At 65.5% G+C, this 9,661-nt stretch carries 10 protein-coding genes, 1 tRNA gene and 1 riboswitch; of the genes, 10 read left to right on the forward strand and 1 reads right to left on the reverse strand.

From position 1 onward, the window contains the following. Positions 1–18: 18 nt before the first annotated feature. From PX52LOC_RS24065 to PX52LOC_RS24110, 10 genes are all read left to right on the forward strand, one after another. A complete protein-coding gene (locus tag PX52LOC_RS24065) occupies positions 19–1,158 on the forward strand; it encodes a glycosyltransferase (protein ID WP_149112472.1) in 1,140 nt (379 codons plus the stop codon). A gap of 152 nt (positions 1,159–1,310) precedes the next feature. Further along, positions 1,311–2,258: an aldo/keto reductase gene (locus tag PX52LOC_RS24070; RefSeq protein ID WP_149112473.1), complete on the forward strand. Its 948-nt coding sequence runs from the start codon at positions 1,311–1,313 to the stop codon at positions 2,256–2,258. Beyond that, complete coding sequence (locus PX52LOC_RS24075) at positions 2,255–3,481, forward strand: FAD-dependent oxidoreductase (RefSeq protein ID WP_149112474.1); 1,227 nt, start codon at positions 2,255–2,257, stop codon at positions 3,479–3,481. The genes PX52LOC_RS24070 and PX52LOC_RS24075 overlap by 4 nt, the downstream gene beginning before the upstream one ends. Continuing rightward, positions 3,478–4,434 carry a hypothetical protein gene (locus tag PX52LOC_RS24080; protein WP_149112475.1) on the forward strand — a complete coding sequence of 319 codons (957 nt, stop codon included), beginning with the start codon at positions 3,478–3,480 and terminating at the stop codon, positions 4,432–4,434. Before PX52LOC_RS24075 ends, PX52LOC_RS24080 begins: the two co-directional genes overlap by 4 nt. A 68-nt stretch (positions 4,435–4,502) precedes the next feature. Beyond that, positions 4,503–4,658, forward strand: a riboswitch (cyclic di-AMP (ydaO/yuaA leader). A 242-nt stretch (positions 4,659–4,900) separates the two neighbouring features. Beyond that, positions 4,901–5,113 (forward strand): hypothetical protein, encoded by a 213-nt coding sequence (locus PX52LOC_RS24085; RefSeq protein ID WP_149112476.1) that lies wholly within the window; start codon positions 4,901–4,903, stop codon positions 5,111–5,113. Between the two features lie 85 nt (positions 5,114–5,198). After that, positions 5,199–5,272: transfer RNA gene (locus PX52LOC_RS24090), tRNA-Val, on the forward strand. 542 nt (positions 5,273–5,814) lie between these two features. Beyond that, positions 5,815–6,033 (forward strand): hypothetical protein, encoded by a 219-nt coding sequence (locus tag PX52LOC_RS24095; protein WP_149112477.1) that lies wholly within the window; start codon positions 5,815–5,817, stop codon positions 6,031–6,033. A 331-nt stretch (positions 6,034–6,364) separates the two neighbouring features. Next, positions 6,365–6,796: a hypothetical protein gene (locus PX52LOC_RS24100; RefSeq protein ID WP_149111074.1), complete on the forward strand. Its 432-nt coding sequence runs from the start codon at positions 6,365–6,367 to the stop codon at positions 6,794–6,796. A 27-nt stretch (positions 6,797–6,823) separates the two neighbouring features. After that, positions 6,824–7,795, forward strand: coding sequence for a DUF1559 family PulG-like putative transporter (locus PX52LOC_RS24105; protein WP_149111073.1), 972 nt, complete (start codon positions 6,824–6,826; stop codon positions 7,793–7,795). 89 nt (positions 7,796–7,884) lie between these two features. Further along, positions 7,885–8,424, forward strand: a complete 540-nt coding sequence (locus PX52LOC_RS24110) for a hypothetical protein (RefSeq protein ID WP_149112478.1) — start codon at positions 7,885–7,887, stop codon at positions 8,422–8,424. On the opposite strand, the gene PX52LOC_RS24115 is transcribed toward PX52LOC_RS24110, so the two are convergent. Beyond that, entirely contained in the window at positions 8,375–9,064 is a 690-nt protein-coding gene (locus tag PX52LOC_RS24115) for a putative 2OG-Fe(II) oxygenase (RefSeq protein WP_168219171.1), read from the reverse strand. The genes PX52LOC_RS24110 and PX52LOC_RS24115 overlap by 50 nt on opposite strands. Positions 9,065–9,661 lie beyond the last annotated feature (597 nt).

The raw sequence follows: 9,661 nt of genomic DNA on the forward strand, positions 1-9,661 counted from the left end.
TCCATTTGAGGGCGACCGATGCGCGTGAGCGTCTGCCTGGTGACGCGAAACCATGCCCCGTCGCTGGGCCGGGCGATCCAGTCGGTGGCCCGCTTCGCCGCCGAAGTCATCGTGGCCGACACTGGGTCCACCGACGGTACGCTTCAGGTCGCCGCGGACGCCAACTGCCGAATCGTGCCGACCGAATGGGCGGATGACTTCTCGGCCGTCTGCAACGCGGCCCTGGACGCGGCCACCGGCGAGTGGGTTCTCTGGCTCAACCCCGACGAAGAATTGGAACCGGCCTCCGTGCCGCTGGTCACCTTGGCGGCTGCCGACTCGGGCGTCTTCGCGTGGCACCTTTCGGTCCGCGAGGAGCTTCGCGCGGACCGGCCGGGGCAGGGTATTTCCACGCCGCAGATTCGACTCTTCCAACGGGACGCGGCGGTCCGGTACCGCGGCCGCTTGCACCCGTGGTTCGTTCAACCCCTCGAACAAATCGCCGCCGCCCGCGGTATGATCGTCGCGAACACGAACGCCGTGATCCGCCGGCACGCCTACCTGTCGAAGTCTACTCCGGACAAGATTCGGTGGGTGGTCCGGTTGCTGGAGGCCGAACTACGGGACCGGCCCGGCCAACTCGGGTTCACGATCGAACTCGGCCGAAACTTGCTCTGGCTCAACGACCCGCGGGGGCACGACGTTTTGGACGCGGCCGCCGATGAGGTCCGGAACTCGGGTGACGCTCCGGCCCCGCCCTCGCCGTGGGTCGGCTCGCTGATCGAGTACCTGCTCACGGTGTCGTCGGAACAACGCCGGTCTTCCGTCGGCCGGGACGAGGCACGGGCGTGGGCCGCCCGGTGGTTCCCCCGGACGCCGCCGGTGGTGTGGGCCGTCGCCGGGGAGCGGTTCGCCGCGGCCGACTACGCCACGGCGGCCGACCACCTCCGCCGCCTCGTCGAGATGGGCCGAACCGGGCGGTACGACCCCGCCGGGTTCGATCCGATCATCTTCGGGACGTCGGCCGTTTTGAACCTCGGCCTCTGTTGCCTGCACCTCTCTCAATGGGATGAGGCCAAGGCGTGCTTCGCCGAAGCCCGGAACGACCCCCAACACCGGGCGGCCGCCCTCCAGGGCTACCGACTCGCGGAGACCCAACAACGCCCCGTGAGTGAATAACACCACTCACGGCCGGCGTACACGTTCGCTCGGAAGGTCGTACTCTTCATCAGGGAGGGGAACACGTTCACCGGATCGCCCGTCCGGGTTCCCTACCATACCCGCCTCCGCGCCACGGCGAAGGCGAATGCATCTGACATCGAGGGCACGTCATGAAGCGGCGCACGTTGGGAAGTTCTGGCATCGAAGTCGGCCCGCTCGCGCTGGGCGGCAACGTGTTCGGCTGGACGGCCGACGAGGCGACCTCGTTCCGCGTTCTCGACGCTTTCGTCGCCGCCGGCCAGAACCTGATCGACACCGCCGACGTGTACTCGCGGTGGGCGCCCGGCAACGGCGGCGGCGAATCGGAAACGATAATCGGCCGGTGGCTGAAGCAGAGCGGCCAGCGGGCGAACGTCGTGATCGCCACGAAGGTCGGCATGGTGATGGGGCCGGGCGAAAAGGGGCTGTCGCGGGCGTACATCCTGCGCGCGGTCGAGCGGTCGCTGAACCGATTGCAGGTGGACACGATCGACCTGTACCAGTCCCACCAAGATGACGAAGCGACGCCGCAAGAAGAAACACTCGGAGCCTTCGGCGAACTGGTCGCGAAGGGAAAGGTCCGGGCGATCGGGGCGTCGAACTTCACGGCCGAGCGGCTCGCCACCGCCCTCTGCATCAGCAAAGAGTCGAAGCTCCCCGGCTACGTCTGCCTTCAGCCGGGCTACAACCTGTACGACCGGGCCGGATACGAGTCGGGAGTGGAAATGCTCTGCCTGCGGGAGGCGCTCGCCGTCATCCCGTACTACTCGCTCGGGGCCGGCTTTCTGACGGGCAAGTATCGCTCGGCGGCGGACCTGGCGAAAGGCCCGCGCGGGGCGAAGGTCAAGAACTACCTGAACGACCGCGGCTTCCGCATCCTAGCGGCCCTCGATCAAGTGGCGGCCCGCTACCAAACGACGCCTGGGAAGGTCGCCATCGCGTGGCTGTTGGCCCGACCGAGCATCACCGCCCCCATCGCGAGTGCCACCAGCGTTGAGCAACTCCAAGATTTGATCGACGCGACCCGGCTGACGCTGGACGCGGACGCCGTAAAGTCCCTCAACGAAGCCAGCGCATGAGCGGCTCAACTTTGCACACCCGCTGTTGCATCGTCGGCGGCGGGCCGGCGGGGATGATGCTCGGGTTTCTGCTCGCCCGGGCCGGCGTTGAAGTCTTGGTCCTCGAAAAGCACGGTGACTTCCTTCGCGACTTCCGCGGCGACACGGTGCACCCCTCAACGCTGGAGGTGATGCACGAGTTGGGTCTGCTCGACGAGTTCCTCAAACTCCCCCATCAGGAAGCGCGACATCTCACGGGCTACGTTGCCGGGCAGCCGGTGACGATCGCGGACTTCTCCCACGTCCCGACGCGGTGCAAGTTTATCGCCCTCGTCCCGCAGTGGGACTTCCTGAACTTCCTGGCCGACCGTGCGAAACAGTTCCCGTCGTTCCGCTTGCTCATGCGGACCGAAGTGACGGACCTCGTCTTCGAGGGCGGCCGAACCGTCGGCGTCCGGGCAATAACGGCGGACGGGCCGCTCGACGTGCGAGCCGATCTCGTCGTCGGGGCCGACGGTCGGGGGTCGGTCATGCGGGCGTCGGCGGGGCTTGCGATCCACGACCTCGGCGCGGCGATCGACGTTCTCTGGATGCGCCTCTCGAAGATGGCCGGCGACCCCGATCAGCCGCTCGGCCGGTTCGAGAGCGGGCACATCCTGGTGATGATCGACCGCGGCGACTACTGGCAGTGCGCCTACGTCATTCACAAGGGCGGGTTCGAAGGCGTGCGACGGGCGGGCATCGAGTCGTTCCGCGCCGCCGTGGCACGGGTCGCCCCGTTCGTCGCTGACCGGGTCGGTGAACTCCGCGACTGGGACGACGTGAGGGTGCTGACCGTCCGCCTCGATCGGCTCCGCCGGTGGTGCCGGCCGGGCCTCCTGTGCATCGGCGACGCGGCCCACGCGATGTCGCCCATCGGCGGCGTGGGCATCAACCTCGCCGTCCAAGACGCTGTGGCGACGGCAAACATCCTGTCCGATCCCCTCCGGGCCGGCCCGGTTGCCGAGCGCGTTCTGCGGAAGGTGCAACAGCGGAGGGAATTCCCGACCCGCGTGACGCAGTGGCTTCAAATGATGGTGCAGAATCGCGTCATCGGCCGGGTGCTCGCGAGCCGGACTTCCCTGACGCAACCGTGGCCGGTCCGCTTGCTTCGCCGCTTCCCAATCCTGCGGCGAATCCCGGCCCGATTGGTCGGGGTCGGTGTTCGGCCCGAACACGTTCACACGAAGGAGTACCGGCCGTGAACCGATTCCTGCTCGCCGTCTTGCTCGCCACCGCTTCGACCGCATCGGCCGACGACGGTGTTTTTGTCGGCGTCGGGTACGGCGGCCGGCGAATCGTCTCGACCGACGGCAAGGCGTGGTCGATCACCGCCGAGTGGGCGGAGAAGGGGGGCGACGACAGCGACAATCTGCTCAGTGTCGTCTTCGCACAGGGGAAGTTCGTCGCGGTCGGCGGCGGCACGCCGAAGCGCGACAAGGCCGTCGGCGGGCACATCCTCACCTCGAAGGACGGCCGCGAGTGGAAGGAAGTTCACACGGCGAAGTTCCGCGTCCACCCGGTCCTGTACGGTAACGACCGCTTCGTCGCTGGCGGACCGAACCGCAATTTCCTCCACTCGGCCGACGGCGAGACCTGGAAGGACGGGGCGAAGCTGACCGAGGGCAAGGCGAGCCACTTTCGGCACGGGGCGTTCGGCAACGGCGTCTTCGTGTTCATCGGCAACGCCGGCGGCAACAGCCCGACGACGTGGGTGGCCGTCACGAAGGACGGCGAGAAACTCGATCACATCGCGATCGACCTGCCCGTGGTCCGCGACCTGACGTTCGCCAACGGCCGGTTCGTCGCGGTCGGCCCGGACGGGTTGCGGATGACTTCCGCCGACGGGGTCAAGTGGGAGCACACCGTCAAGCAGGACGGCTTGGAGTTGAACTCGGTCGTCTGGACGGGCGAGCAGTTTCTGGCGTCCGGCGGGAAGACACCGTTCACCTCGAAGGACGGTGTGACCTGGGCAGCCCACCCGAAAGCGATTCCGTGCCACGTCCTCTCCGTGGAGAAGGGCGCCTTCGTCGGCACGAGTTGGCCGGGCCAGATGTGGCATTCCGCCGACGGCCTCGACTGGAAGAAGTGTGCCACCACGACGCCGAACGGCATCAACAAGGTCGTCTACGGCGTGCCGGGCACAGTCCGGAAATAACGTCCCTCGGGCAAAATGCCTGAATCGGGCGGCAACTTGACAAATCCCGGTCGGTCGCGTATCGAATAAGGTAGTAGAAGCCGAGTTCCCGGATCACCATCGGGAAACGGGGGACCCAATTGGGTCGGGCGCAAGGCCGACCTGGGGGCGAACGCGGGCAACCGCGAGGGTACGTTCAAGCCCTAGCCCGTCAGCTAACCTCGTAGGCGAGCCGCGGCATGGTGCCGCGGCGGATTTGAACGGGCAATCCCGTCCCCGCGCCGACGCGCACTTGCCCGCACTCTTTTCCCGTTAACCCCATGATCGCCGCACGAATTCCGTGTGCGTTTCCTTCCGATCGTCGATTCTTCCGGCCGCCTTCCTCCGTTCTGTCACCGCCGTAGCGGTTTTGTCTTCTGCATACCGTTACGCCGCCCCCGCCGTTGTGAGGGCGCCGCGGGAACCCACGCCCTGAGGGAGAATTCCGATGAGCTTGCGCCACGTTATGAGTGCCGTGTTGCTCTTTGCGGCGTCCGCCGGGTGGGCATTCGCCCCGCTGCCCACGGGGTCTTCTGACCGCCCCGCAGTTCTGCGACAACTGACCGACCGCCTCGGCGTGCTCCCGCCCGTTTGTGTCTTGCTCGGCGTCGCCGCATTGCTCGCCGGAATGCACAGCCGCCCCGACGGGGAAGCCTCTTGAACGCGAACACCATCCCTGGTGGAAAGAGCCGGCCGACGAACAGCATCTTGACGCCGCTGGGGGATTGTGTATGAAAGAGGGAGAAGGGCGCTTAGCTCAGTTGGCTAGAGTACTACATTGACATTGTAGGGGTCACTGGTTCAAATCCAGTAGCGCCCATTCCTTCTAATTGACCCCGGTTGACACGAGTCACCGGGGTTTGTCTTTTCCTCTCAGTTCCAAGCGATTCCACAACTTTTGTCAAATCCTGTATTATCGGCTTCTGTCTCCGTCGGCTTTTGCACCAAATCTTCACAGCCGTTCGCGGCCTTGTCGAAATCTCGGTCCACCGTCTGAAGGTAATGATCGAGGGCGACCTTCGGCGTGTGACCGATCCACGATACGACAACGTGAAGCGGGAAGTCTTGAGCCAGGTCCGATTCGCAGGACGCCCGCATGTTGTGGAACAACCGCGGCCACAACTTCCGCCCGGCCCGACGTATGACCTTCAGGAACTGCGTGCGGAGGTTGGCGTTGGCCGACCCCTAGGGCGTGTTCGCGGCCGCCCGATAGCCGGTCCCCGTGGCCCGCCCACGACGTACTCTTCGCCCCGGCCTGTCAGCCGGAAGGCTTCCTCAAGGTATGGCCGCAGTTCCTTGAAGATGGGAATGACCCGGAACGCTTTCCCTTCGAGGTGTTCCGTTTTGGGCGAGGGGACGGCCATGCGGTTCACTCTGCGCTACCACGCAGAACTCCCCGCCCGCGTTCGTTTTGTTGCGATCGGCCTCGGCGTCGGCGACGTGGCGTTCGTCCGTTGCACGGTCGAAACCGTCCGTGTTGCGGCCGGACCGGAAAACCGTTTCGACACGCCGAAGGAGTCGGACCCGCATCCCGGTGCAATTCCTGCTCGCAAAGAAGGACGGGACGCGAGACCGAGTTGACGAATCGATTCCCCTCGCACTTCATCGACCCCAGTTTGTTAAGTCGCCCGAGCCCACTCTGTCAAATGACGGCCACTCATACGTCCGGCAATTCCAGACCCACAAGTTGCGATTCTTCACGTCTTTAGCTCTAAAAACGGCAGGGACGAATCGGAACGTCGGATGTCGGATGTGACCAAGTAGCATCGCTCAAGGGTTACCACGCCTTGCGTTAGATCACATTGTTTGTCATCTTGGTAATCGTGTTGCCGATCTTGAGTCTCAAGGTGGTGACATCCGGGTCGTGTGTCGACCTGCCGGTCCGGAACTTTTGGTCACAGGAAAGGGAGAGATGAGGATCCGATTCTTCTACGCCGTGGCCGGCGTCGTGGCGCTCCTCGGTGCCGGCTGTACCCGGACCGAACCACCGGCGTACCCGGTCGAGTTCGAGGTGCAGGTGCTCGGCAAGCCGGCCGCGGGCGCGACGGTCGTGCTGCACCCGGTCGGCAAGGCCGATCCGAAGGTCCCCCTGCCGACCGGGCGGGTGGACGCCGCGGGCACGGTCAAACTGAGCACGTTCGCCCACGAGGACGGCGCCCCGCCGGGCGAGTACGCCGTCACCATCGAGTGGCGGCCCGAAGTCGTCGTCACCGTCGGGTCGGACAAGATCACCGAGTTCGCCGCCGACAAGTTGAAGGGCAAGTACGGCAAGCCGACCGCCCCCGCCGCCCCCCGCGTCACCGTGAAGAAGGAACCCAACAAACTGCCCCCGCTGCAACTCTAACCCCGACCCCGTTCCGAAAGGACTGTCATGAATCGCAACCGCCGCGCCTTTACGCTGATCGAACTCCTGGTCGTCATCGCCATCATCGCGATCCTGATCGGCCTGCTCCTGCCGGCCGTCCAGAAAGTTCGCGAGGCCGCCTCCCGGATCAAGTGCACGAACAACCTCAAGCAGCTCGGCCTGGCGTTCCACAACTACGAGAACACGAACGGCAACTTCCACTCGTCGGTCAACCGGCAGATCAACACCGGCGACCCGACGCCGACGCAGTTGTCGTACATGTGCTGGCTGCTGCCGTACATCGAGCAGGGGAACGTGCACGTCAACCTGAACTACTTCAGCGGGTGGAACAACGACCCGGTCAACACGCCCCTCGGGGCGATCCCGATCAAGATCGACATCTGCCCGTCGACCAGCCCGGAGGTCCGCGTCGGCCTGTACAACAACGGCGGGAGTAACGTGTTCGCGTACGGGGATTACGTCCCGGTCGAGCGGGTGGACGCGACCGCGCCGGGGGCCGAGGTCACGTTCGTGGCCGGGTCGAAGTCGCAGGGGTACGGCATCCTGTCGAACATCAACCGGTCGGCGGCCGGGGCGACGGTGTACACCGAGGGCATCTACACCCGGAAGGTGACCGACGTCACCGACGGCACGGCCAACACGATCCTCCTGGTCGAGGACACCGGCCGGCCGCAGTGGTACAAGGCCGGCAAGGCGTTCAGCAACCCGGACACGAACCCGACCGGCGGCGGGGCGTGGATCCGGCCGAGCGCCAGCGAGATCGCGAGTTTCACCGGCATCTCCTACGACGGCGAGACGGTCCCGGGGCCGTGCGCCGTGAACTGCTCGAACAACCAGCAGCCGTACTCGCTCCACACCGGCGGGCTGAACCTGCTGTTCGCCGACGGCTCGGTCAAGTTCGTCAACAGCACCATTACCGTTCGGACGTTCGCCGCCCTCGTCACGTTCGGCGGCGGCGAAATCTTGGCCGACTACTGAGGGATGTGCCCCGCCGCGGGGCCGTTCCGGCCCCGCGGCGGGGTTCGTGTGAACCCGATCCCGCCCGACCCTTCGTTGAGAATCCCGTCGTGACCCGCATCCGCAACGCCCGCGTGCTGTCGGCCGCCCTCCCGATCACCGTCCTGATCTTGGCCGGCACGGCTTACGCCGACCCGGTACTGGCCGAGTCGCTGGGCCTGGACGTGTGGGAGGTCGGCCGGCTGGAGAACGACCTGAGGGCCGCCGAGGCGTGCGGCGACCGCTTGGAGGCCGAATTCCAGAGCCTCCAGGAGTTGATGGCCGTCAACGACGTCATCCTGGCCGACGTGGCCGCCGGTCGGTTGGAGTTGTCCGCCGCGGCGAGGCGGAAGTGGGAGTTGAACCGGCACCGACCGACGATTCGGGATCACCTCAACCGGCACTGCCGGGGCCGGACGGGCGAGGAGAAGGTGGCCCACGACTTGTGCCGCCGGATCGGTCAGGAGTACCGGGCCGCCCCGGACTTCGACGCCCTCGTGCAGCGATTACACGCCGAGTACGAGACGGCGTACCACGCCCCGCTGCCTGGGGTGAACGCCGTCATGGGCGAAGGGACGACGGGACGCCTTTTCGGAAGACGCGGGCGTTGAACGCGATGACGACGCGGTCGCGAGTGCCCTCGTACGGTAGGCCACTGTGGCGGAGGTGGGACGGGAACAGGACGAGCATCCCGTCCTCGATCGGGGCATCGAGTTCTTCGAACAAATAGGCATTCCCGGCATCTCGGTAGCCCAGGGTTAGTGGCGTGTAGAATCGCGTGCCGCCGTTCGGGGCTCCGCCGCCGTGGGCGGGGCCGCTATCGCCCACCTGGAGGTAGTAAATCCCGCACCACGAGCAATTCGGGTGCAGGTGGGCGTCGTGAAACCCGCCGCGGTTCGTGATGTGGAACCAACTCTCCACGACAGCCAAGTCCAGCTCCTGCGGTTGGACGCGGCCGCCTTCGACATGGCAGACGGCGGCGGCCAGACTCTGACTGATGAACCCGAGCAACTTCGCCAAGCCGGGGTTGGGCTTGGTGAAGAGGTCGAAGTTGCTCTCGTAGATGCCGGCGGGTGACTTGGCCCGCACGGCCACCCCGCTCGCGATGTTCGTCGGCTGGGCGGCCCGTTGTTCGCAGAGGAAGGCCAGTAATCTGGGGGCTTCGAGCGGGTGCTCGGCCCACCGGCGGTGAAAGAACACCGTTGGCCAGCACATCTCGGCCGTCAGGTCGAACGGCGAAGTCGTAGACATCGGCGGAAACTCCCTGACACGAGTGACTGTGCGGCCGGTCGGCCCGTTCGCACCCACGTCGAGACTAGCGATCACACCCCGATTCACAAGTTCGGGCCATGAAACACAGGCCCCGCGAACGGTGGAAGTGGGTTCGGTGATGTTTTGGTGAACCCTCTTCCCGGGGCCGCGATGGCAAGTATTTTTACGCCTGCGGCCGCGGACTCGGACCGGGGTTCGCGTTTGCCCGCGAACTTCTCTGCTCCGGAAAGTTGACTGGGCCATCTTGTCGATTCGTCGCCGCGGGCTCGCAGATGCCTACGGCTGTTCAGGTGGTTCACCGCTATCGAGACAAGTTTGTGCTGACCCTGAAAGCTCTCCGAGCCGCCGTTTGCTCTGAAGCTCGCCTGTCATCAACCGCGTGTCGTTCGTGGTAGGGCCGGCTGGACAGGGATCAAGAAGCTTAGGCCGATCGATGTCCGCTTTCGCTTTCGAGCGTCTGCACTCATTTCAGGCATTCCGGACGCTTGAGCACGATCAACGCCTCAATTGATACACCTGCCACAAAAATCATCACACAACTTGCCAGATCTCTTCACCGACCCTTCGCGGGTTCTT

Origin of the sequence: Limnoglobus roseus (assembly GCF_008254045.1) — a bacterium.
GTDB classification, from domain to species: domain Bacteria; phylum Planctomycetota; class Planctomycetia; order Gemmatales; family Gemmataceae; genus Limnoglobus; species Limnoglobus roseus.

Coding starts and splice junctions, on each gene's coding strand:
- PX52LOC_RS24065 (WP_149112472.1), top strand. CDS start 19: ATGCGCGTGAGCGTCTGCCTGGTGACGCGAAACCATGCCCCGTCGCTG.
- PX52LOC_RS24070 (WP_149112473.1), top strand. CDS start 1,311: ATGAAGCGGCGCACGTTGGGAAGTTCTGGCATCGAAGTCGGCCCGCTC.
- PX52LOC_RS24075 (WP_149112474.1), top strand. CDS start 2,255: ATGAGCGGCTCAACTTTGCACACCCGCTGTTGCATCGTCGGCGGCGGG.
- PX52LOC_RS24085 (WP_149112476.1), top strand. CDS start 4,901: ATGAGCTTGCGCCACGTTATGAGTGCCGTGTTGCTCTTTGCGGCGTCC.
- PX52LOC_RS24095 (WP_149112477.1), top strand. CDS start 5,815: ATGCGGTTCACTCTGCGCTACCACGCAGAACTCCCCGCCCGCGTTCGT.
- PX52LOC_RS24100 (WP_149111074.1), top strand. CDS start 6,365: ATGAGGATCCGATTCTTCTACGCCGTGGCCGGCGTCGTGGCGCTCCTC.
- PX52LOC_RS24105 (WP_149111073.1), top strand. CDS start 6,824: ATGAATCGCAACCGCCGCGCCTTTACGCTGATCGAACTCCTGGTCGTC.
- PX52LOC_RS24115 (WP_168219171.1), bottom strand. CDS start 9,064: ATGTCTACGACTTCGCCGTTCGACCTGACGGCCGAGATGTGCTGGCCA.